The organism is Streptomyces sp. NPDC096193, assembly GCF_040302905.1.
Taxonomy (GTDB): Bacteria; Actinomycetota; Actinomycetes; order Streptomycetales; family Streptomycetaceae; genus Streptomyces.
Window position 1 is genome coordinate 184,210 of record NZ_JBEOSJ010000006.1, and the last position, 22,395, is coordinate 206,604.

Annotated in this window: 16 protein-coding genes; 6 read left to right on the plus strand and 10 right to left on the minus strand. The window is 72.3% G+C overall.

Translation table 11 applies throughout. From position 1 onward, the window contains the following. Window positions 1-23: 23 nt before the first annotated feature. Complete coding sequence (locus ABTX78_RS12435; RefSeq protein WP_352206745.1) at window positions 24-1,043, plus strand: PDDEXK family nuclease; 1,020 nt, start codon at window positions 24-26, stop codon at window positions 1,041-1,043. A gap of 6 nt (window positions 1,044-1,049) precedes the next feature. Here ABTX78_RS12435 and ABTX78_RS12440 read toward each other — a convergent pair whose 3' ends face one another. Continuing rightward, complete coding sequence (locus tag ABTX78_RS12440; protein ID WP_352206746.1) at window positions 1,050-2,192, minus strand: serine hydrolase domain-containing protein; 1,143 nt, start codon at window positions 2,190-2,192, stop codon at window positions 1,050-1,052. A 343-nt stretch (window positions 2,193-2,535) separates the two neighbouring features. On the opposite strand from ABTX78_RS12440, the gene ABTX78_RS12445 reads away from it, so the two are divergent. Together ABTX78_RS12445 and ABTX78_RS12450 are read left to right on the plus strand one after the other, a co-directional pair. Further along, window positions 2,536-5,859, plus strand: coding sequence for a S8 family serine peptidase (locus ABTX78_RS12445; protein WP_352206747.1), 3,324 nt, complete (start codon window positions 2,536-2,538; stop codon window positions 5,857-5,859). Between the two features lie 283 nt (window positions 5,860-6,142). Beyond that, complete coding sequence (locus ABTX78_RS12450; RefSeq protein WP_352206748.1) at window positions 6,143-7,171, plus strand: aspartate-semialdehyde dehydrogenase; 1,029 nt, start codon at window positions 6,143-6,145, stop codon at window positions 7,169-7,171. Here ABTX78_RS12450 and ABTX78_RS12455 read toward each other — a convergent pair. Both ABTX78_RS12455 and ABTX78_RS12460 read right to left on the minus strand, forming a co-directional pair. Beyond that, on the minus strand, window positions 7,168-7,779 hold the full coding sequence (locus tag ABTX78_RS12455) for a DUF1203 domain-containing protein (RefSeq protein WP_352206749.1): 612 nt from the start codon (window positions 7,777-7,779) through the stop codon (window positions 7,168-7,170). The two genes, ABTX78_RS12450 and ABTX78_RS12455, sit on opposite strands and share 4 nt — an antisense overlap. Before the next feature lie 112 nt (window positions 7,780-7,891). Continuing rightward, window positions 7,892-9,169, minus strand: coding sequence for a flavin-dependent oxidoreductase (locus ABTX78_RS12460; RefSeq protein ID WP_352206750.1), 1,278 nt, complete (start codon window positions 9,167-9,169; stop codon window positions 7,892-7,894). 132 nt (window positions 9,170-9,301) lie between these two features. Between ABTX78_RS12460 and pepN the strand changes: the two genes are divergently transcribed. Further along, entirely contained in the window at window positions 9,302-11,872 is a 2,571-nt protein-coding gene (gene pepN, locus ABTX78_RS12465) for an aminopeptidase N (RefSeq protein WP_352206751.1), read from the plus strand. Window positions 11,873-12,061: 189 nt separating this feature from the next. Here the strand turns inward: pepN and ABTX78_RS12470 are convergent, their stop codons facing one another. Next, window positions 12,062-12,910, minus strand: coding sequence for a helix-turn-helix domain-containing protein (locus ABTX78_RS12470; RefSeq protein ID WP_352206752.1), 849 nt, complete (start codon window positions 12,908-12,910; stop codon window positions 12,062-12,064). A gap of 204 nt (window positions 12,911-13,114) precedes the next feature. Between ABTX78_RS12470 and ABTX78_RS12475 the strand changes: the two genes are divergently transcribed. Further along, entirely contained in the window at window positions 13,115-13,720 is a 606-nt protein-coding gene (locus tag ABTX78_RS12475; RefSeq protein WP_352206850.1) for an NADPH-dependent FMN reductase, read from the plus strand. Between the two features lie 35 nt (window positions 13,721-13,755). Here the strand turns inward: ABTX78_RS12475 and ABTX78_RS12480 are convergent, their stop codons facing one another. The 6 genes from ABTX78_RS12480 to ABTX78_RS12505 all read right to left on the minus strand — a co-directional run bounded on the left by ABTX78_RS12480 (window position 13,756) and on the right by ABTX78_RS12505 (window position 19,144). Next, window positions 13,756-14,670, minus strand: a complete 915-nt coding sequence (locus ABTX78_RS12480) for a LysR family transcriptional regulator (RefSeq protein WP_352206753.1) — start codon at window positions 14,668-14,670, stop codon at window positions 13,756-13,758. Between the two features lie 36 nt (window positions 14,671-14,706). Beyond that, the gene (locus ABTX78_RS12485) at window positions 14,707-15,282 is read right to left on the minus strand and encodes a dihydrofolate reductase family protein (protein ID WP_352206754.1); all 576 of its coding nucleotides are present in this window, start codon (window positions 15,280-15,282) and stop codon (window positions 14,707-14,709) included. 96 nt (window positions 15,283-15,378) lie between these two features. Further along, entirely contained in the window at window positions 15,379-16,311 is a 933-nt protein-coding gene (locus ABTX78_RS12490; RefSeq protein WP_352206755.1) for a DMT family transporter, read from the minus strand. A gap of 223 nt (window positions 16,312-16,534) precedes the next feature. Continuing rightward, a complete protein-coding gene (locus ABTX78_RS12495; protein WP_352206756.1) occupies window positions 16,535-16,765 on the minus strand; it encodes a hypothetical protein in 231 nt (76 codons plus the stop codon). A gap of 21 nt (window positions 16,766-16,786) precedes the next feature. Continuing rightward, window positions 16,787-18,949 (minus strand): 4-alpha-glucanotransferase, encoded by a 2,163-nt coding sequence (malQ, locus tag ABTX78_RS12500; RefSeq protein ID WP_352206757.1) that lies wholly within the window; start codon window positions 18,947-18,949, stop codon window positions 16,787-16,789. Continuing rightward, window positions 18,950-19,144 (minus strand): hypothetical protein, encoded by a 195-nt coding sequence (locus ABTX78_RS12505; RefSeq protein ID WP_352206758.1) that lies wholly within the window; start codon window positions 19,142-19,144, stop codon window positions 18,950-18,952. A 240-nt stretch (window positions 19,145-19,384) separates the two neighbouring features. Here ABTX78_RS12505 and ABTX78_RS12510 point away from each other — a divergent pair, with 240 nt between their 5' ends. Next, complete coding sequence (locus ABTX78_RS12510) at window positions 19,385-22,321, plus strand: beta-N-acetylglucosaminidase domain-containing protein (protein WP_352206759.1); 2,937 nt, start codon at window positions 19,385-19,387, stop codon at window positions 22,319-22,321. Window positions 22,322-22,395: the final 74 nt, after the last annotated feature.

Genomic DNA, 22,395 nt, shown 5'->3' on the forward strand with positions numbered 1-22,395 from the left:
TCGGGCGCGGGCATCTCGGCAGCATGAACAACACCCCGCTCTCACCCCTCCCCCTCAGTCACCCGTCCGACGTGCACAGCCGCGTGCTCTCCACCGCGCAGCTGCGGGCCCGCGGTGTCTCCCCCGCCCGGATCACCGCGCAGTGCCGGCCCGGCGGGCCCTGGCAGCCGCTGCTGCCCGGGGTGTACCTGCTGCACCCCGGGGCGGCCACCAGCGAGGAGCGGCTGCACGGCGCACTGCTGTACGCGGGGCGGCCGGTCATCCCCGCCCAGGGCGACCACCCGGACACCCCCCAGTACGGCGAGGCCATGGTCACCGGGCTCGCGGCCCTCGCGCTGCACGGGTTCTCGTCCGCCCCCGCGCTGCTCGCGCTCGACAGCATCGACATCCTCGTGCCGCGTACCCGGCGGCTGCGGTCGACCGGCTGCGCCCGGATCGTACGCGCGCACTCCCTGCCGAGACCACAGGAGATCACCGGCCTTCCGGTGGCGCCCGTGCCCCGCGCGCTCGCCGACGCGGTCACGGACCTCACCGACGCCAACGCCGTACGGCGGCTGCTCACCGAGGCGGTACGCGGCGGCCACTGCGAACCGGCCGCCGTCGTCGCCGAGTTGAACCGGGCGAGGCTGCTGTCCCGCACCCATGTGGTCGACGCGGTCGACTCGCTGCTCGCCGAGGGACGCTCGCTGGCCGAGGACCGGCTGTACGAGATGGTGCGGCTGCACGGTCTGCCGGACCCGGTCTGGAACGTGGATCTGCGGCTGCCCGGCGGTCCGCATCTGGGCGGCGTGGACGCCTACTGGCCCGAACAGTCCGTCGCCGTCGAGCTGGACACCCGTGCCCCGCGCCACGACGAGGACGCGCTGTGGTCCGAATACGCCCGCAAGCGGGAGCATCTGGAGCGGCTCGGCATCACCGTCGTCCACATCACGCCGAGGAAGCTGCGGGAGTCACTGGAGCAGCAGGCGACCGTGGTGCGCACCGCCCTGATGGCGGCGGTGGACCGCGACCCCGCCGCGTACGTCGTGGTACTGCCCCGCTGACGGCGTTCAGTCGCAGAACTCGGCCTCGGCGACCGCGAGATCGTCCTCGGACCAGTCGCCGTTGACGTTCACGGCGAGGGAGTGGAGCGCGTCCCGGGTGGTCAGGGCCTGGGACGAGGAGCCGAGGACATCGCCCCGGTGACCCCAGACGGCGGTGCCACAGCTCAGCTCCAGGCGCATCAGCCCGAGCCCGTACCGCCGGCCGGGCCTGCGCGGGTCCATGGCGACGGTGGTCGTCATCTCCTTCAGCTGCCGCGGCGGCAGGAGACCTCCCTTCAGCAGTGTCCGGTAGAAGCGCTGGAGATCGGCCGAGTCGGAGATCATCTCGCCGGCCGCCCCGGCCATCGACGGGTTGACGGCGCTCACGTCGTGGACGCTCGCCGCCGGGTCGTCGGAGAGCCTGGAGTACGCCCGGCTGCCGGGACGCGGCGGCCGCGGGTCGGTGCCGGGGACGGAGGTGGCGTGCAGACGGAGAGGGCGCAGGATGCGGCGCTCGATCTCCTCGGCGTACGAGCGCCCGGTCACCTTCTCGACGATCATCCCGGCGAGGACGTAGTTGGTGTTGGAGTACTTCCAGTCCGTGCCGGGGGCGAAGTCGGGCGGGTGACGCAGGGCGATGTCCACCAGCTGCCGGGGGGCCCAGGTGTCGTAACGGTGCTCGAAGAAGCCGTCGCGGAGCACCTGCTCCACGAAGGTCTCGTCCCTGGTGTAACTGGCTGTCCCGCTGGTGTGGTTGAGCAGCTGCCGCAGGGTGATACGGCTCCCGTCGTGGCCGTTCCCGTGGACCACGCCGGGCAGCCACCGCTCCACGGTGTCGTCGAGGCTCAGCCGGCCCTCGGCCTCCAGCTGGAGCAGCACGGTGGCGACGAAGGTCTTGGTGATGGAGCCGACGCGGTAGCGGTCCTGCGGCGAGCGTTCGCGTCCGCTGCGCAGATCACCGGTGCCCGCGGTGCCGCTCCACCGGCCGTGGCGGTCGCGCGCCTCCACGACGACTCCGGGGGCGCCGTCGCGCACGGCGGCCTCGATGGCCTGACGGGTGGGGAAGTGGCGGTCGGCGGCGCTGCCGGCGACGGCCGGGGTCACCAGGGCGCCGGCGGCCATGCCCACCAGCGCCAGGGTGGTCGCGGTCCGGATCCGGCGGGCCGTCATGTCGGCCCCCCGCCTCCCGCGGGCCGGGACCGGGACTGGTCACTCATGCGCAGAGAATACGAGAGCGCCGATCCGCGACACCTCGTCGGTCGGCGCCCTTCGACGGTGCCCGGCGGCCCCGTTGCGGCGGTTCGTGAAGATGTCGTGGTGCCGTATCCGCCGCGAGAGTTGAATCTCGTTCGGTAACTCCCTGTTTGTCCGCGGTGGCGCGTTGTCCGCAGTGGCGGATGTATGCCATGGCCACATCACGCCTCCGCCAACTCTCCACAAACCCCTGTCACTTACGAAAGGCTGAGCGGTCATCCGGCACCGAATTCCGGACCCTCTCTTTCACCGACCAGGGATGCTGATGACCCTCGAATCCCAGAGCTCCATATCCGGGCGCTCCGTACCAGGTCACAGACGCGTCGCCCGCATTGCGGCCGCCGCGTCGATGGTGACCGCACTCGTGGCCGCAGGCGCCGTACCGGCGTTCTCCGCCACTCCCGCCGACGACCCGGGTACCACCGCGGGCGTCAAGGCGGCGAAGTCCTCCGACAAGCTCGGTGCGGCCGACGCCGAACTGCTCGCCCAGGCCGAGGCCAAGGGCGACGCGAGCGTCACCGTCATGGTCGCCACCGCCCCCGGCGCCACCGAGCAGGTCGCCGGCCAGCTCGACGACGTCAAGGGCGCGGTCCTCGGCAGGACCTACGACAAGCTCGGCTACGTACGGGCCACCCTCCCGACGGGCACCGCCAAGAGCGCGCTGAAGGCCGCCGCCAAGCTGTCCAGCGTGCACGGGATCGACCTCGAGCACGAGGTGAAGCTCGACGACCCGACGCCGGCCGCGGACACCACCAAGGCCGCGCGCACCGCGTCGCGGCAGGCCGCCGCGTACCCGGCCCCCGGCAAGAGCACCCCGGCGAAGAACCCGTACAACCCCTCCTTCGAGACGGGCGCGGTCGACTTCGTCAAGCAGAACCCCAAGGCCGACGGCCGCGGCGTGACCATCGGCATCCTGGACTCCGGTGTCGACCTCGGTCACCCGGCGCTCCAGAAGACCACCACCGGCGAGCGCAAGATCGTCGACTGGGTCACCGCGACCGACCCGGTCTCCGACGGCGACGCCACCTGGCGCCAGATGCGCGTCGACGTGGCGGGCCCGACGTTCGCCGTCAACGGCCGTACGTACACCGCTCCGGCGGGCGCGTACAAGTTCAACCTGTTCGCCGAGGCCGCCACCCGCGGTGGCGACATGGCCGGTGACCTCAACCGCGACGGCGACACCACCGATGTGTGGGCGCTGCTGTACGACCCGGGCACCCGGACCGTGCGCGTCGACCTCAACAACGACGCGAACTTCGCCAACGACACCGTGATGAAGGCCTACAAGAACGGCTTCCAGATCGGTTACTTCGGCAAGGACAACCCGGCCACCGAGGTCGTCGAGCGCATCCCGTTCGTCATCGAGGTGCGCGAGGACGTCGTCTACAACGCCGCGGGCGCCACCGCCGACTACGTCAACATCGGCGTCATCGAGTCCGAGCACGGCACGCACGTCGCCGGCATCACCGCGGCCAACAGCCTCTTCGGCGGCAAGATGAACGGCGCGGCGCCCGGCGCCAAGCTGGTCTCCTCGCGCGCCTGCACCTGGAGCGGCGGCTGCACCAACATCGCGCTCACCGAGGGCATGGCCGACCTGGTCATCGACCGTGGCGTCGACATCGTCAACATGTCCATCGGCGGCCTGCCGCCGCTGAACGACGGCAACAACGCGCGCGCCGAGCTCTACAACCGCCTCATCGACACCTACGGTGTCCAGCTGGTCATCTCGGCCGGCAACGAGGGCCCGGGCACCAACACGCTCGGCGACCCCGCGGTCGCCGACAAGGTCATCTCGGTCGGCGCGTCCATCTCCAAGGAGACCTGGGCCGCCAACTACGGCTCCGGCGTGACCAAGAAGTACGCCATGCTGCCCTTCTCCTCCCGCGGTCCGCGCGAGGACGGCGGCTTCACGCCCACGATCACCGCGCCCGGCGCGTCGATCAACACCACCCAGACCTGGCTGCCCGGCGGCCCGGTCGCGGAGGCGGGCTACCAGCTCCCGGCCGGCTACTCGATGCTGCAGGGCACCTCGATGTCCTCGCCGCAGGCCGCCGGCGCGAGCGCGCTGCTGCTCTCGATGGCCAAGCAGCGCGGCATCGACCTGACCCCCGCGAAGCTGCGCACCGCTCTCACGAGCACCGCGCACAAGATCGCCGGCGTGCAGGCGCACGAGCAGGGCTCCGGCCTGATCAACGTCGTCGACGCGTGGGACGCCATCAAGAACGGCGCCACCGCCCACGAGTACAGCGTCAAGGCCCCGGTCGACACCGCGATCGACTTCGCGCTGAAGACCCCGGGCTTCGGCACCGGCCTCTACGACCGCGAAGGCGGCCTCAAGGCGGGCAAGGCCAAGACGTACGACGTCACGGTCACCCGCACCACCGGTCCCAAGGGCGCGCTCGCGCACACCCTGAACTGGAAGTACAACGACGGGACCTTCCGTCTGCTCGGCGGCGACCTGGTCAGGCTGCCGCTGAACCAGCCCGTCACCGTCACCGTCCAGGCCCGTCCCAAGACGGCCGGCGTGCACAGCGCCATCCTGGAGGCGGACGACCCGCGCACCGAGGGCGTCGACAAGCAGATCCTCGCGACCGTGGTCGTCTCCAAGCCGCTCGCGAAGCCCGCGTACAGCTTCTCGGCCGCCGGTTCGGTGCAGCGCAACAGCCACACGTCGTACTTCGTCACGGTGCCGGAGGGCGCGAAGACCCTCGAGGTCGCGCTCGGCGGGTTGGCCGACAAGAGCCAGACCCGGTTCATCGGCATCCACCCCTACGGTGTGCCGGTCGATGACAGCTCGACGATCAACTGCTACCCGAACTACCCGAACCCGGCCAACACCTGCCGCCCGGACGTGCGCTCGTACCCCGAGCCCACGCCCGGTGTCTGGGAGATCGAGGTCGAGTCGCGCCGTACGTCCCCGCTGCTGGACAACCCCTACAAGCTGGACGTCACGGTGCTGGGCGCCACGTTCGATCCGGCCGTGAAGACGCTCCCCGAGGCGAAGATCGGCACGCCGGCCCCCGTCGAGTGGAAGGTCACGAACGACTTCGCGCCGATCGACGGCAAGCTCGCCGGCGGCCCGCTGGGCTCCGCCAAGGTCGCCCGGCCCTCCATCGGCGACGGTGACTCGCAGGAGTCCACGGTCACCGTCGGCGAGGGCGTCGAGCGTCTGGACGTCGCCATCGGCGGTGTCTCGGACACCAACGCCGACCTGGACCTGTCGGTCTTCCTCAACGGTGTGCTCGTCGGCCAGGCCGCCGACGCGGACTCCGAGGAGGCCGTCAGCCTGCTGAAGCCCGCCGCGGGCACGTACACCGTCGTGGTCGACGGTTACGCCGTCCCGGCCGGTACCACCGAGTACGACTACCGCGATGTCTTCTTCGCGCCGTCGCTCGGCGAGGTCAAGGTCCCCGCGACCCCGGTCAAGCTGGCCAGCGGCGCCTCGGCGCAGGTCACGGCCGAGGTCGTGGTGGCCGGTGCGGCTCCCGAGGGACGTCAGTTCTTCGGCGAGGTGCGCTTGGAGAACGCGCGCGGCACCGCCGCGGGCGCCGGTAGCGTCGTGATCGAGAAGGTCACGCCGTAACCACCGGATGAAGCGAACAGGGGCGGGCGTCCGGCAACGGGCGCCCGCCCTTCGCTGTGTCCCCGTCCATCGCTGTGTCCTCTTCCTTCGCTGTGTCCTCTTCCTTCGCTGTGTCCTCTTCCTCGCTCTGGCCCGCTTCTCGACCGCTCCCGTCCCTCACCATGTCCTGTGTCACACATTCCGCCCTTCGGACAATGGATTGGACAAGGCGCCCGGTGGCATACGCATCATGGAGCAGCACCAGGCCAGCGAAGATGCACGAAAAGTCACGAAGGAGACGTCCGTGAGGGTCGGAATCGTCGGAGCCACCGGTCAGGTCGGCACAGTCATGCGCAAGATCCTCGCCGAGCGGAAGTTCCCGGTCGACGAGCTGCGACTGTTCGCCTCGGCCCGTTCCGCCGGTTCCACGATCACGTGGGAAGGCACCGACATCACCGTCGAGGACGCTGCCGCCGCCGACTACTCCGGTCTGGACATCGTGCTCTTCTCCGCCGGCGGCGCGACCTCCAAGGTGCTCGCCGAGAAGGTCGCCTCGCAGGGTGCCGTCGTGATCGACAACTCCTCGGCCTGGCGCCGCCACCCCGATGTGCCGCTGGTCGTCGCCGAGGTCAACCCGCACGCGATCAAGGACCGCCCCAAGGGCATCATCGCCAACCCGAACTGCACGACGATGGCCGCGATGCCGGTCCTCAAGCCGCTGCACGTCGAGGGCGGGCTCACCTCCCTGGTGGCCACCACCTACCAGGCCGTCTCCGGTTCCGGCGTCGCCGGTGTCGCCGAGCTCGACGGCCAGGTGAAGCAGACCGTCGAGCGCGCCGCCGAGCTCACGCACGACGGCGAAGCCGTCGACTTCCCCGAGCCGGGCGTCTACAAGCGGCCCATCGCGTTCAACGTCCTGCCGCTCGCGGGCAACGTGGTCGACGACGGTTCCTTCGAGACCGACGAGGAGCAGAAGCTCCGCAACGAGTCGCGCAAGATCCTGGAGATCCCCGAGCTCAAGGTCTCCGGCACCTGTGTGCGCGTGCCCGTCTTCTCCGGCCACTCGGTGCAGGTCAACGCCCGCTTCGAGCGCCCCGTGAGTGTCAAGCGCGCCTACGAGCTGCTGGAGCACGCCCCGGGCGTGGAGCTGTCGGAGATCCCGACCCCGCTCCAGGCCGCCGGCAAGGACGCGTCGTACGTGGGACGCATCCGGGTCGACGAGACCGTGGACAACGGCCTGGCGCTCTTCCTGTCCAGCGACAACCTCCGTAAGGGCGCGGCGCTGAACGCCGTGCAGATCGCGGAGCTGGTGGCTGACGAGCTGCGCGGCTAAGCGCCGTGGGCGGCCTGGGGCCGCCGTACCTCGAAGTGGAAGCAGCCGTACTCGACGGCACGTACGTGCACCAGCGCGACGGCCGGGTCGGCGAACGCTTCCGCGATCGCCTCGTCGAAGGCTTCGGTGGCCGCCTCCGGGATCTCCAGGAGGCGGCCTCCCGCTATCCGGCCGTCGGCGTCGTAGCGGCGCAGTGTGCGCAGCGCACCCGGCCGGGCGAAGGGGTAACCGTCCTGGGGCACGGGCCCCTCGCACTCCTCGGCGTGGATGAAGACGGGTCCCTGCTCGTCGTAGGCGCCGGGCCGCGCCCAGCTCTCGGCGGCCCAGCGGCGCAGCGGGGCGTAGGAGACGAGGGCGATCGACTCGCCCACCCTGCTGGGCCGGAGACAGCAGCGCAGCGGTGCGCCGCCCTCCGGGTCGCTGAAGGGTTCGCAGGCGTGGCCCGCGTCGTCGGCGGCGCGGAGCTGTCGCAGGGCGGCCGGTTCGACGGCTCGGACGGTCCACCGTGCAGCTGCCGTTGCCGTTGCGGTCGCCGTTGCAGCGGGTGCTGCTGCCGCGGGTGCGGACGCCGTTGCCGCGGGTGCACGTGTCAGGGGTGTCTGTGTCATGGCTTCAGCGTGGCCCTGTCCGGGCCCGGTTTCCGGCGGGATTCGGACGTGACGTTCGCCTGTGGCACGGACGTGACGTCGGCCTGCGTCACGGACGCGACGTTCGCCTGTGTCAGCTGTGTCGGCCAGGGCCGTGCGACGGGCCGGCGCCCGCGTCGCCCGGGCCCGAGGTTCGGCGGTAGGCCGCGTCGATGGAGGCCAGTTCCTCCGCGGTGAGCACGTCCTCCACGCGCTCGAAGCCGTCCGGGGCGCGCTCGGCCACCGCCTGGAGCAGCCGGTCGGCGGGCATCTCCCGCATCACGCGCACCAGGGCACCGGTCAGCGGAGCGCGCTCGCTCTCGTACGCCCGCAGCGCGGAGGGGACGGACGCGCCCGACGTCAGGGCGCGGGCGAGCGCGCGGGCGTCGAGCACGGCCTGCGAGCCGCCGTTCGAGCCGATCGGGTACATCGGGTGGGCCGCGTCCCCGAGCAGTGTCACCCTGCCCCGGCCCCAGCTCGTGAGCGGATCACGGTCGGCCATCGGGTACTCCAGGATCTCCTCGGTCGCCGCCAGCATGGCCGGCACGTCGAGCCCGAGCCGGTCCAGCTTCCAGTCCGCGTAGTGCGCGAGGACGTCGGCGAGCCGTCCGGTGCGGTTCCACGCGGCACCCTCGACCGGGCCGCCCTGGGCGACGCGCACCTCGCACACCCAGTTGAGCAGCGCCTCCCCGTGCTCCTCGGCGCGGCGCGAGATGGGGTAGACGACCAGCTTGGCGGTGGCGTTGCTGCCCACGATGGCCATCGTGCGACCGCCGAGGAACGGCTCGGCGCGTACCGTGCCGCGCCACATCCGGATGCCGTTCCACAGCGGGAGCGGCTGCTCGCCGGGGTGCAGCAGGGCGCGCGCCCGGGAGTGCAGCCCGTCCGCTCCTATCAGTGCCTCCGCCCGATCGGTGGTGCGGGCGCCGGTCACCGTCGACCGCAGGGTGAGGCGCAGCCCGTCCGCGTCCTTTGTGAAGCCGTCCAGAGCCGTGCCGGTGCGCACGGCGTCCGCTCCGAGCCGGTCCCGGACGGCCTCGTACAGAAGGGTCTGGAGCTCACCGCGATGGAGCGCGTACTGCGGCCGGGGATGGCCCTGGGCGAGGCCGCGGGGTTCGGACCAGATGCGGTTGCCGTGCCGGTCGAAGTGCGCCATCTCGGCGATGGGCACGGCGGTCTGTGCGAGAGCGTCGCCGAGGCCGAGGGCGGTGAGTTCCCCGACGGCGTGCGGCAGCAGATTGATGCCGACGCCGATCGGCCGGAGCTCCGCCACCGCCTCGACCAGCCGGGCCGGTATCCCGGCCCGGTGCAGCGCGAGGGCGGTGGTGAGCCCTCCGATGCCCGCCCCCGCGACGAGCACGTCGACACCCATGACGCTCCCCCCTCAGGTCCCCGGTCCCCCGCAGCGTACTGGCGCGGCTCCTCGGCGCCGTTACTCACGGGCGGTGGACGGGGGCACCGTGAAAAGATGGGTGGAACCGTCACGAACCGAGGAGATGACCGCGTGCCTGGCACGAATCTGACCCGCGAAGAAGCGCAGCAGCGGGCGCGCCTGCTGACCGTGGACTCGTACGAGATCGATCTCGATCTGAGCGGTGCGCAGGAGGGCGGGACCTACCGGTCCGTGACCACCGTGCGCTTCGACTCCGCCGAGGACGGCGCGGAGAGCTTCATCGACCTGGTCGCCCCCGCGGTCCACGAGGTCGTGCTGAACGGCAAGGCGCTGGACGTCGCGGCCGTGTTCCGCGACTCGCGCATCGCGCTGAAGCATCTGCACGCCGGCCGCAACGAGCTGCGGGTGGTCGCCGACTGCTCGTACACCAACACCGGTGAGGGCCTGCACCGCTTCGTCGATCCGGTGGACCAGCAGGCGTATCTCTACACGCAGTTCGAGGTGCCGGACGCCCGCCGGGTGTTCGCGAACTTCGAGCAGCCGGACCTCAAGGCGACGTTCCGGTTCACCGTCCTGGCCCCCGAGGGCTGGACCGTGATCTCCAACTCGCCGACGCCGGAGCCGAAGGACAACGTCTGGCGCTTCGAGCCGACGCCCCGGATCTCCACGTACGTCACGGCGCTGATCGTCGGTCCGTACCACGCGGTCCACAGCTCGTACGAGAAGGACGGCCAGTCCGTCCCCCTGGGCATCTACTGCCGGCCCTCGCTGGCCGAGTTCCTGGACGCGGACGCGATCTTCGAGGTCACCCGGCAGGGCTTCGACTGGTTCCAGGAGAAGTTCGACTACGCGTACCCCTTCGCCAAGTACGACCAGCTCTTCGTCCCGGAGTTCAACGCGGGCGCGATGGAGAACGCGGGCGCGGTGACCATCCGCGACCAGTACGTCTTCCGCTCGAAGGTGACGGACGCGGCGTACGAGGTACGGGCCGAGACCATCCTGCACGAGCTCGCGCACATGTGGTTCGGCGACCTCGTCACCATGGAGTGGTGGAACGACCTGTGGCTGAACGAGTCGTTCGCCACCTACACCTCCATCGCCTGCCAGGCCGCCGCACCCGGCTCCCGCTGGCCGCACTCGTGGACCACGTTCGCGAACTCGATGAAGACGTGGGCGTACCGGCAGGACCAACTGCCGTCCACGCACCCGATCATGGCCGAGATCGGTGACCTCGACGACGTCCTGGTCAACTTCGACGGCATCACGTACGCCAAGGGCGCCTCGGTGCTCAAGCAGCTCGTCGCGTACGTGGGCGAGGACGAGTTCTTCCGCGGCGTGCAGGCGTACTTCAAGGCGCACGCCTTCGGCAACACGCGGCTCACCGACCTGCTCGGCGCGCTGGAGGAGACCTCGGGCCGGGATCTCCAGACCTGGTCGCGGAAGTGGCTCCAGACGGCCGGCATCAACATCCTGCGCCCGGAGATCGAGGTGTCAGAGGAGGGCCATGTCACCTCCTTCTCCGTACGCCAGGAGGCTCCCGCGCTGCCCGCCGGTGCCAAGGGCGAGCCCATCCTGCGTCCGCACCGGATCGCGATCGGCTGCTACGACCTCGACGCCGCCGGCAAGCTGGTCCGCACGAGCCGGATCGAGCTGGACGTCGACGGCGAGCTCACCGATGTGCCCTTCCCGCGGAACACCCGCCGTCCCGCGGTGATCCTGCTCAACGACGACGACCTGACGTACGCGAAGGTCCGGCTCGACGAGGAGTCACTGAGGGTCGTCACCGAGCACCTCGGCGACTTCACCGAGTCGCTGCCGCGTGCGCTGTGCTGGGCCTCCGCCTGGGACATGACGCGCGACGGCGAACTGCCGGCCCGCGCCTATCTGTCGCTGGTCCTCTCCGGTATCGGCAAGGAGTCGGACATCGGCGTGGTGCAGTCGCTGCACCGCCAGGTGAAGCTGGCGATCGACCTGTACGGCGCGCCCGAGTGGCGTGAGGCGGGCCTGACCCAGTGGACCGAGGCGACCCTCGCGCACCTGCGGGCCGCCGAGGCGGGCAGCGACCACCAGCTGGCGTGGGCGCGGGCGTTCGCCGCGACGGCGCGGACCCCGCAGCAGCTGGACCTGCTCCAAGCGCTGCTGGACGGCACCGAGTCGGTCGAGGGCCTGGCCGTGGACACCGAGCTGCGCTGGGCGTTCGTGGAGCGCCTGGCCGCGGTGGGTCTGCTGGAGGAGGACGAGATCGCGGCGGAGTACGAGCGGGACAAGACGGCCGCCGGTGAGCGTCATGCGGCGACCGCGCGTTCCGCCCGGCCGACGCCGGAGGCCAAGGCCGAGGCGTGGGCGTCCGTCGTGGAGAGCGACAAGCTGCCCAACTCCATGCAGGAGTCGGTGATCGCGGGCTTCGTCCAGAGCGACCAGCGTGAACTGCTCGCCCCTTACGCGGAGAAGTTCTTCTCCTCGGTCAAGGGCGTGTGGGAGTCCCGCAGCCACGAGATGGCCCAGCAGATCGCGGTCGGTCTCTACCCGTCCCTCCAGGTCTCCCAGGACACGCTGGACGCCACCGACGCGTGGCTGGACTCCGCGGAGCCGAACGCGGCGCTGCGGCGGCTGGTCTCGGAGTCGCGCGCCGGTGTGGAGCGGGCGCTGAGGGCGCAGGCGGCGGACGCGGCCTCCGCGTAGCGGCTTTCACCTCGGGCCGTCGAACGGCCGCGGCGGCCCGGGCGCACCGGGCCGCCGCTGCGGGGATCGAGGGTCACGCCTCGGGCGCCCGGACCGCAGGGTCCGGGCGCCTTCGCCTTGTCCGGGCGCCTTCGCGTTGTCCAGGCGCCGTCGCCTGCGGCCTTCGCGTACTCCGGGGCGGGCCGTCGTTCAGACCGCGCGCAGGCCGCCCGGCCGGCGCCCGGTGAGGCGGTCCAGGGCGGCGGCCGTGGCGTCATCGGCGGGGAGATGGACCAGCAGACGCTGGTCGTCGTCGGCCGGCAGCTCCAGCGTCTCGTGAGCGAGGCGCAGCTCGCCCGCCTCGGGGTGGGCGAACCGCGTCACGCCCGTCGACCTCGGCAGCCCCGGCAGGCTCTCCACACGCTCCGAGAAGCCGGTCCCCGCCGTGAGCGCCAACTCGTCCGCGAGCAGGGCGATATGAGAGTCGGCACGGAACGGGCCCTCCTTGAGCGTGGCGACCAGTTCGTCCGCGACCAGGTCCCAGGCGGGGTACAGCGTCCGTGCCCGCTCGTCGGTGAACACGAAGCGCGCGAGGTTGGGCGGAGTGCCGTCGAGGAGTCCGGCGGAGCCGGCGAGACGGGCGTATCCGTCCGTCCAGGCGAGCTGGTCGCTCAGCCGGTTCAGCAGCACGGCGGGTGTGGGCTCCAACCGCTCCAGCAGGGCGCGGACGGTGCCGCGGACCGTCCTGCTCGGTCCCGCCTCCCCGCGGCAGGTGAAGCCGCCGTCCGCCGCCTTGATCAGCCGGTGCAGATGCATGCGTTCGGCCGGGGCGAGCCGCAGCGCCTCGGCGAGCGCGGACAGCACCTGCGGGGACGGCCTGCGGTCGCGCCCCTGCTCCAGCCGGGTCACGTACTCGACGCTCACTCCCGCGAGGGTGGCCACCTCGGAGCGGCGCAGACCGGGCGTACGGCGGCGGGAGCCGGCCGGCAGGCCCACCTCGGCGGGCGTGACGGCTTCGCGGCGGGTCCGCAGGAACAGCCCGAGTTCGTTGTCGCTCACCTTTCGAACGTAACAGCCGTGACCGGCCGGATCGTGGCCCTGCCACTACCAGCATCGGCCCGGTCTTCCTGGCACGGGCGCCGAAGCGCAGGTTGGTGGCACACCCCGGCTCGACAGGCCGGCCCGTTCGACGAGGAGCACCGCATGTCCGACCTCACGTCCGACTCCATGTCCGACTCCATGTCCGACTCCATGTCCGACTCCATGTCCGAAGCGGCTCTGCGGCTCGCGGTGATCATCGGCAGTGTCCGGGAGGGGAGGTTCGGCCCGGTGGTGGCGCGCTGGTTCGCCGAACAGGCCGAGCAGCACGGCGGGTTCGCCGTCGACGTGATCGATCTGGCCGAGACGCCGCTGCCGTTGGAACTGCCGCCCGTGCCTCCCGCGCTGGAACCCGACATGACCCGCCCGGCCGGGATGGCGGACCTGACGCGGCGGCTGGCGGCGGCGGACGCGGTCGTCGTGGTGACGCCCGAGTACAACCGCAGTTTCCCGGCGTCCCTGAAGGCGGCCGTCGACTGGCACTACACGCAATGGCAGGCCAAGCCGGTCGGCTTCGTGGGCTACAGCGGGGGCAGCGGCGGCATTCTGGCGATGGAACAGCTGCGCCAGGTCTTCGGCGAACTGCACGCGCACACGCTGCGGGACGTCGTGTCCTTCCCGCGCTACTACCTGCTGTTCGACCAGGACGGCACGCTCAAGGAGCCCGAGGGTCCGGCGGAGGCGGCGAAGGTGATGCTCGACCGGCTGGTGTGGTGGGGCTCGGTGCTGCGGGACGCCCGGCGCGAGAGGCCGTTCGCCGCGCAGCTCTAGGCCGGAGCCGCACGGCCTGCCGTCGGGTCGGCGCGTCAGGGCGTCCGGCCCGCGGCCGCGCTCCTCAGCGCGTCCAGCACCCTCCCGGTTCCCCGCCCCTCCTCCGCTCCCCTGCGCACCGCCGCCACGACGTGCCGCCGCGGCTGGTCGGCGGTGGGCGCCCGCAACACCACGCCCGGCCGTGCGTCCCGTTCCGCCGTCGCCATCCGGGGGACCAGCGCGACGCCCATCCCGGCCTCGACCATCGAGAGGATCGCCGTCCAGCCCGCGGCCGAGTGCGCCTGGTCGGGGACGAACCCCGCGCCCTCGCACGCCGCGAGCGTGATCTCGGACCACGGCCCGCTGCCACCGAAGATCCAGGGCTCGCCGGACAGGTCCGCCAGCCGCAGGGCCGGCGCGCCGGCCAGCGGGTGGCCGGCCCGCAGGGCGACGTCCAGGGGGTCGGCGAGCAGCGGGACGCGGCTGAACTTCGGGTCGCGCGCGGTCGGCGCGTGCGCGGCCAGCGACAGGGCCACGTCCACCTCCCCGGCGAGCAGCAGGTCGTAGGCCTCCGCGGCTTCCGCCTCGCGGACGCGTACCTCCAGGGCCGGATGGTCCCCGCGCAGCCGCTGGACCGCCGGTACGACCAGTGCGGGCACGGCCGTCGAGAAGGCGGCAAGGCGCACCTCCCCCACCTCGCCGTGCAGATAGCCGGTCAACTCGGTTTCCGCCCGCTCCAGTTGGGCGAAGACGGCCTCCGCGTGCCGCAGCACGAGATGAGCGGCGTCGGTGAGCCGGACGCGGCGGCCGTGCGCCTCCAGCAGCGGAACGCCCAGCTGCTTGGCGAGGTTGGCGAGCTGCTGCGAGACGGCCGAGGGGGTCATCAGCAGAGCCTCGGCGGTGGCCGTCACGGTCCCCCGCTCGCCCAGCGTGCGGAGGATCCGGAGCTTTCTGATGTCCCACTCGGTCATGTCCGCACCGTATCCGGGGCGCGGCCCGGCCACGCGCTACCGCTTCCTGGCGTACGTCGTGAAGATCATCCCGTTGTCGAAGACCCGGCTGCTCGTCACCGCGAGGTCCGTCACGGCGAAGCCGGCCGAGAACATCGGGATGCCGGAGCCGAGGACCACGGGGTAGGCCTTCACCTGCAGTTCGTCGATCTCCTCGCGCAACTGCCCCGCGAGGTCTCCGCCGCCGCAGAGGTAGATGTCCCGGCCGTCCTGCGCCTTGAGGTCGCGGACCGCGGCGACCGGGTCCCCGGAGACGATCTCCACCGCCGGGTCGGGCGACACCTTCAGGCTGCGGGAGACGACGATCTGCCGGATATGGACGTAAGGGCTGGTCACGCCCATGTCCAGCGCGGGCTGGTAGGTGCCGCGGCCCATCAGCAGGGTGTCGAAGCGGACGTTCTCCGCGTGCTCGATGCCGAGCAGGCGGCGTATGTGCGTGGGGAGGGTCTCGGGGTACTCCGCTGTCGCGTACCGGGTGAACTCCTCGCTGATCGGATAGATGTCACCGTCGCCCGCGGGGTCGGCGATGAAGCCGTCGACGGAAGAGGCGATGTAGTACACGAGCTTGCGCAAACCGGGTCCTGTTCGTCGGGATCGAAGGCGGTCGGCTAACCACGACACTTATAGTGCTCCGATCGTAGTGGTCAGCGCAAGGCCTTTCCCGGAGCCTCACCGCCCCCTGCTCGACCCCAGCGCCACGCCGCCGAGAATCAGGGCCATGCACAGGAGCTGCAGCGGCCCCGTCGCCTCGTCGAGCAGGGCGAAGGAGAGAGCAGCCACGCACACGGGCTGGAGGTAGTAGACGATTCCGGCGCGCGCCGCGCCGATGAGGGCGATCGCCTTGTTCCATGCGAAGAAGGCGATCGCGGAGGAGAAGACCCCGACGTACACCAGCGGCCCCGCCGTGCCCACCGTCACCGCGAAACCGCCCTGGACGGCGAGGCTGACGCCGTACGCCGGGGCCAGCATCAGCGCACCGAGGACGAAGGTCGTGAACAGGAAGGCCAGTCCGCCGATCTCGGCGGGCCGCCGGCGCAGCAGGACGCTGTACGAGGCGAAGCTGAGCGCCGCTCCGAACATCCACAGGTCGCCGGCGCCGAACGACGGAACCGGGGAACCGTCGCCGACGAGCAGCAGGACGCCCAGCAGGGCGACCGCCATCCCGGTCACCCGGCGCGGACCGAGCCGCCGGCCGCCGAGGCGTTCGTACACCGCCATCACGACCGGCGACGCCGCCATGATCATGCCCATGTTCCCCGCGGTCGTGGTCACTCCGGCCTGGTTGACGAGCGTGTTGTAGACCGTGACACCGAGGAGGGCGGCGAGGGTGATCCGCCCGAAGTGACGGCGGATCAGGGCCCGTTGCCGCCAGGCCTCGCGTGCCGCGAAGGGCGCCACGGCAACGATCGCCACCACCCAGCGCCAGAAGGCGGCCTGCACCGGAGGAACCGTGTCGTGCAGGGCCCGCGAGGTGACGAAGCTCCCCGACCAGACGACCGTCGCGACGGCGGCGAGCAGGAGCCCGAGCCCGGAAGCCCGCCGCATCCTTTCCGCCGCCGTCGTCCCGCTGCTGCGAACGTGGTCATGGTCGAGGACTGTCATCGGCTGTCACGCACCTCTCCCCCGAAGGGGGGCCGACCGGGGTTTACGTGATCCACCGTCGCAGCGACCGAATGCTCAGGTCCATCGAAAACTTTCGATCATTCCTTGAAGGAAAACTGAACGATCCGATGGGGGGGACGCGTCCGGGCACGACAAGGGGCGCCCCGGGGGTGCGTGCGCACCCCGGGGCGCCCCGGAGAATCTCGGTGCAGCTACCTGTGGGTCAGGTCTGCTTCCTGGACTTGTCGAGCACCATCACGAGGCCCACGATCAGCAGGAAGATGCCCGCCGGCGCGGCGACGAACAGACCCAGCGTCTCGGCCACACTCAGGCCCGGGCCCGGGTCGTCGCCGTCGTCACGCATCGCGGCGACCGCGGGCGACGACAGGAGCAGCATCATCAGCGTCGTACCGGCCGCGACGGCGCCGGCGCGCAAAGCGTTCTTCTTGTCCACGGTGCCAAAAGTAGCGAACGCCTAACACGGGCGCGCGCCCGGGGGTGCCGTACGGGGGCCGAAGACCTCCATCAGCGCATGCAGCCGGGGTGAGGCGGCCAGCTCCTCCAGCGTCACGGGATGGCCACCGGCGTCCGCGATCGGCAGCCGCCAGTTCGGATACTGGTCCCAGGTGCCGGGCAGATTCTGCGGACGCCGGTCCCCCACCGCGTCCGGCAGCCAGACCCCGACCATCCGGGCGGGTGTCCGCAGCAGGAAGCGGTAGACCGCGCGGATCTGCCCCTCCTCGTCGCTCGTGCCCTCGGGCAGCAGACCGAGACCGCTGAGCAGCCCGAGCCATTCGCCGACGTCCGCCAGTTCCTCCGTACGCTCCTGCTCCAGGGGGCGGGTGAGCAGGCCGAGCCGATGGCGCAGCTCCACGTGCTCACCGGTCAGCCGGGCCGCTGTGGAGGGCAGATCGTGGGTCGTCGCGGTGGCCACGCAGCCCTCCCGCCACTGTTCGGGCGGCAGCGGGCGGCCGGTGCGCGACCAGTCCCGTTCGAACCAGAGCACGGAGGTGCCCAGCACACCGCGGCGGCTGAGGGCCTCCCGGACGCCCGGCTCGACGGTGCCGAGGTCCTCCCCTATGACCACGGCCCCGGCGCGGTGGGCCTCCAGCACCAGGACGGCCAGCATCGCCTCGGCGTCGTAGCGGACATAGGTGCCCTCGGTGGGCGGACTGCCCTCGGGGACCCACCAGAGCCGGAACAGGCCCATGACGTGGTCGATGCGCAGAGCACCGGCGTTCTTCAGGAGGCCGCGCAGCAGACCGCGGTACGGGGCGTACCCGCAGGCCGCGAGCACGTCGGGGCGCCACGGGGGCAGCCCCCAGTCCTGGCCGCGTGCGTTGAACGCGTCCGGCGGGGCGCCGACCGACATCCCGGCGGCGAAGGCGTCCCGCTGGGCCCAGGCGTCCGCGCCGCCCGGGTGCACTCCGACGGCCAGGTCGTGCACGATGCCGACGCCCATGCCCGCCTCGCGTGCCGCCTGCCCCGCCGCGGCCAGCTGCTGGTCGGTGAGCCAGGCGAGCCGGCAGTGGAAGTCGACCCGGTCCATCAGCTCGTGCCGGGCGCGGGCCGTCTCCGCCGAGCGGGGTTCCTTGAGCCCCTCGGGCCAGGCGTGCCAGTCCGAGCCGTGCACCTCGGCGAGGGCGCACCAGGTGGCGTGGTCCTCCAGCGCACGGCCCTGGGCGGCCAGGAAGTCCCAGTAGGCGGCGCGGCGCCCGGGCCCGAGCGGCACGCGCTGCACCAGGTCCAGTGCTTCGCGCTTCAGCTCCCACACCGCGTCCCGGTCGATCAGCGCGCCCTTCTGGAGCACGGCGGCGCGCAGTCCCGCTGCCTTCTCGCGCAACTCGCCCAGTCGTTCGCGGGCGCGCTCGTCCACGTATCCGTACTCGGGGATGTCCTCGATGCGCAGGTGGACGGGGTCGGGGAAACGGCGGGATGAGGGGCGGTACGGCGAGGGGTCCGTGGGCGCTCCGGGCACGGCCGCGTGCAGCGGGTTGACCTGCACGAAGCCGGCGCCGAGCGCGCGTCCGGACCAGGTCGCGAGCTCGGCCAGGTCGCCGAGGTCGCCCATGCCCCAGGAACGGTCGGAGAGCAGGGAGTAGAGCTGGACCAGGAAGCCGTGGGAACGGCCGTCGGGCTGCGGCACCCCGGCGGGTGCGACGACGAGCGCGCTGCGGGCGGTGCGGCCGTCGGGCGCCTCGGCCCGCAACTGGTGCACACCGCACGGCAGTTCCGCCCAGGACGGAGCGACGGCCTCGGCCTGCCCGGTCTCCTCGGCGGGCCCCGCGCTGTCCTCGGCGCTCCCGGTCAGCCATGCGACGGCCGGCTCGTCGTCCGCGGCGTCCTCGATGTCGATGCGCAGGGCCGTGCCCGCGGGGAGATCCGCGAGCACGCGAGGCAGGGCGAAGGGCGCGGTGTCCTCGCGCCACAGGACCACGGTCGGGGGCAGCAGCCGGCTCGCTGCGACGGATTCCGCGTGGTCCAGCGCGTCCCGGACGGCCGCGGCGTCGGACGCGTCGACGCCGAGCGCGGCGAGGACGGCGACGACCGTGGTCTCGGGAACGGGGACGGTCACACCCTCCGAGGGCGTGTGGTCGGTGGCGACTCCGTGCAGCGCGGCGAGCCGGGCAAGGCCCATTCAGACTCCTGGGGACTCCGTGCCGCCGGCGGTCCGGGCGGCGGTCGGCTCGCTGGTCAGGGGCGTGAGGTCGGCGAGCGGGGGTTCGCTGGTCAGGGGGGTCACGTCGGGAAGCGGGGGTTCACTGGTCAGCGGGCCGGGGCCCGGGACCTGTTTGGACAGGGCGGAAAGCAGCAGATGAGCGGATGCGGGCACGACGGTCACTCCCAAAGGACGGTAACGGGTCACACGAGCCCTACCCAGCGGGCGCGACGGCAGACGTGTCGATGCCCTCCTCGTGTTTCCTGTCACATCCCGTCCGGGCGGCCCCAGTTGGATCACATCGCCCATACCGCCCGGCAAAAGGTGCACAACGGCCACACGCATTGACACCTTCCGTGCGGTGGTGGTGGGCTCGAACCGACCGGTACGGCAAGGGGACGAGGGGAGACCGGCGTGCGGCTCGCGCGCGGCAGGCGTACGGCCACGGCGGTCGCCGTCGCCGTCATCGGAGGTCTTCTCGGGGGTGCGCAGGGCGCGGTCGCCGCGCCGGGCGACCCCGGCACCCCCGCTCGTACGGCCAAGGACCCCGAGGGCGAGTCCGCGCTGCCTTCCGTGTGGCCGCGTCCGCAGCGGATGACGGCCACTGGGCCCGCGATACCGCTCGGCGACGAGGCGACGGTCATCGCCGGCGAAGGCGCGGATCCGCACGCCGTGGAGCTGGCGCAGCGACTGCTGCGCGACGCGGGCGTACGCACCCTCTACACCACCGCTCCGGGCCGCGGCCCGGTGCTGCGCATCGGCGGGACAGGTGCCCAGGACGCCCTGCGCACCCTGCGCTCGCCCGAACCCGCCGACCTGCCCGCGGGCGGCTACCGGATCGCCGTCGGCACCGTCCAGGGCCGTGACACGGTCGCGCTCGACGGCGTCGGTGAGGACGGTCTGTTCCACGGCGTCCAGACGCTGCGGCAGCTGATCACCGAGCGCCGTGGCGGTGCGGCGGCGGGCCGGGCCGTCGCCGGAGTCGTCGTACGCGACTGGCCGGGCACGGCGGTGCGCGGGATGACGGAGGGCTTCTACGGGCAGCCGTGGAGCCACCGTCAGCGGCTCGCCCAGATCGACTTCATGGGCCGGACCAAGCAGAACCGGTACCTCTACGCCCCGGGCGACGACCTGTTCCGGCAGGCGCGCTGGCGCGACCCCTACCCGGCGGCCCGGCGCGCCGAGTTCCGCGAACTGGCGGAGCGCGCGCGGCGCAATCACATCACCCTCGCCTGGGCCGTCGCGCCGGCGCAGGAGATGTGCATGGCCAGGGACGGCGACATCAAGGCGCTGACCCGCAAGATCGACGCCATGTGGGCGCTGGGCGTGCGGGCGTTCCAGCTCCAGTTCCAGGACGTCAGCTACAGCGAATGGCACTGCGGAGCGGACGCGGACGCCTTCGGCTCGGGCCCGGAGGCGGCGGCGCGGGCGCAGGCCCGGGTGGCGGGCGCGGTGGCCCGGCATCTGGCGGAGCGGCACCCGGACGCCGCACCGCTGTCGTTGATGCCGACGGAGTTCTACCAGGACGGCGCCACCGACTACCGGCGGGCACTGGCCGAGAAGCTCGACAGCCGCGTCCAGGTGGCCTGGACGGGTGTCGGCGTCGTGCCGCGCACCATCACCGGGCAGGAACTGAGCGGCGCGCGCGAGGCGTTCGAGCACCCGCTCGTCACCATGGACAACTACCCGGTCAACGACTACGCGCAGGACCGGATCTTCCTCGGCCCCTACACCGGCCGGGAACCCGCGGTGGCGACCGGCTCCGTCGCCCTGCTGGCCAACGCGATGGAGCAGGCGTCGGCCTCCCGCATCCCGCTGTTCACCGCCGCGGACTACGCCTGGAACCCGAGGGGGTACCGGCCGCAGGAGTCCTGGCGGGCCGCGATAAACGACCTCGCGGGAGGCGACACCAAGACCCGTGAGGCGCTCACCGCCCTGGCGGGCAATCACTCCTCGTCCATCCTCAGCCCCACCGAGTCCGGCTACCTCCAGCCGCTCCTGGACGACTTCTGGCGCGCACGCACCGGCACGGACACCGCGGCCCGGGACCGGGCGGCCGGCGCGCTGCGCGCGGCCTTCACGGTGATGCGGGAGGCGCCCGAACGGCTGAAGCGCCCCGCCGACGGCCTGCTGGACGACGAAGTGCGCCCGTGGCTGGAGCAGTTGTCGCGCTACGGCCGGGCCGGTGAGCTCTCCGTCGACATGCTCCAGGCGCAGTCCCGGGGCGACGGCGCGGCGGCCTGGCGCGCCTCGCTGGACCTGGAACCGCTGCGCAAGCAGCTGACGGCGGGGCAGGTCACGGTCGGCAAGGGTGTGCTGCAGCCGTTCGTGGACCGGGCCGTGAAGGAGTCGGCGGCCTGGACGGGCGCGGACCGCGTCGACGGCACCGCCGGCGAGGACACCGTCCGCCTGGGCCGTGCCCGTCCGGTCGGCGCGGTCACCGCGATGACCACACCGGGCACCGCGCCCGGCCGACTGGAGGCACACGTCCCGGGCCAGGGCTGGCGCCCGCTCGCCGCCCTCTCGCCGAGCGGGTGGACGCAGGCCGACGCGAAGGGCCTGCGGGCGGACGCGGTGCGCGTCGTCCCGGACGGTGCCGAGCCCGTGGCCGTGCGGTCCCTGGTGCCGTGGTTCGCCGACGAGCCGCCCGCCGGACTGGACCTGGTGCGCGACGAGACCGACGCGGAGATCGGCGGCGGCCCGCAGCGGGCCGGAGTCCGGCTGACCCCGCAGCGCCCCGGCGAGGTACGCGGCACGCTCACCGCCAAGGCCCCGGCCGGGATCAAGGTGACGGTGCCGAAGGAGACGACGGTCCCGCGCGGCCTGCGCACGACCGTGCCGGTCGAGGTCTCCGTCCCGGCGGGGACGCCGGCGGGTGAGTACCGGGTGCCGCTCTCCTTCGCCGGCGAGGAGCGCACGCTGACCGTGCGCGCCTATCCGCGCACCGGAGGTCCGGACCTGACGAGGCAGAGCGGCGCCGCCGCGTCCTCGTCGGGCGACGAGACGCCCGATTTCCCGGCCCCGGCCGCGGTCGACGGCGACACGAAGACCCGCTGGTCCTCCCCCGCGGAGGACGGCGCCTGGTGGCAGCTGGAGCTGGCCCGCCCGGGCCGCGTCGGCCTGGTGGTGCTGCACTGGCAGGACGCGTACGCGAAGAAGTACCGCATCCAGGTCTCGGCGGACGGCCGCACCTGGCGCACCGCGGCGACGGTCCAGGACGGCAGAGGCGGACGCGAGTCGGTCCGCATGGACGCGCGCGACACGCGTTTCGTCCGGGTCCAGGGCGAGACGCGGGCCACGCAGTACGGCTACTCGCTGTGGTCGGTGGAGGCGTACGCGGTCGCGGAGTAGGTTCCGCGGTCGCGTACGGGGCTTCGCCCGGCCCGGCGCAGGGGGCGCTGAGGGCGCGAGGGACGGGCGGCCGC

Bases quoted from the DNA above. Each gene is read 5' to 3' on its own strand.
- ABTX78_RS12440 (WP_352206746.1), bottom strand. From the start codon at position 2,192: ATGACGGCCCGCCGGATCCGGACCGCGACCACCCTGGCGCTGGTGGGC.
- ABTX78_RS12480 (WP_352206753.1), bottom strand. From the start codon at position 14,670: ATGACCGAGTGGGACATCAGAAAGCTCCGGATCCTCCGCACGCTGGGC.
- ABTX78_RS12435 (WP_352206745.1), top strand. From the start codon at position 24: ATGAACAACACCCCGCTCTCACCCCTCCCCCTCAGTCACCCGTCCGAC.
- ABTX78_RS12445 (WP_352206747.1), top strand. From the start codon at position 2,536: ATGCTGATGACCCTCGAATCCCAGAGCTCCATATCCGGGCGCTCCGTA.
- ABTX78_RS12455 (WP_352206749.1), bottom strand. From the start codon at position 7,779: ATGACACAGACACCCCTGACACGTGCACCCGCGGCAACGGCGTCCGCA.
- malQ (WP_352206757.1), bottom strand. From the start codon at position 18,949: ATGGGCCTTGCCCGGCTCGCCGCGCTGCACGGAGTCGCCACCGACCAC.
- ABTX78_RS12460 (WP_352206750.1), bottom strand. From the start codon at position 9,169: ATGGGTGTCGACGTGCTCGTCGCGGGGGCGGGCATCGGAGGGCTCACC.
- ABTX78_RS12475 (WP_352206850.1), top strand. From the start codon at position 13,115: ATGTCCGAAGCGGCTCTGCGGCTCGCGGTGATCATCGGCAGTGTCCGG.
- ABTX78_RS12490 (WP_352206755.1), bottom strand. From the start codon at position 16,311: ATGACAGTCCTCGACCATGACCACGTTCGCAGCAGCGGGACGACGGCG.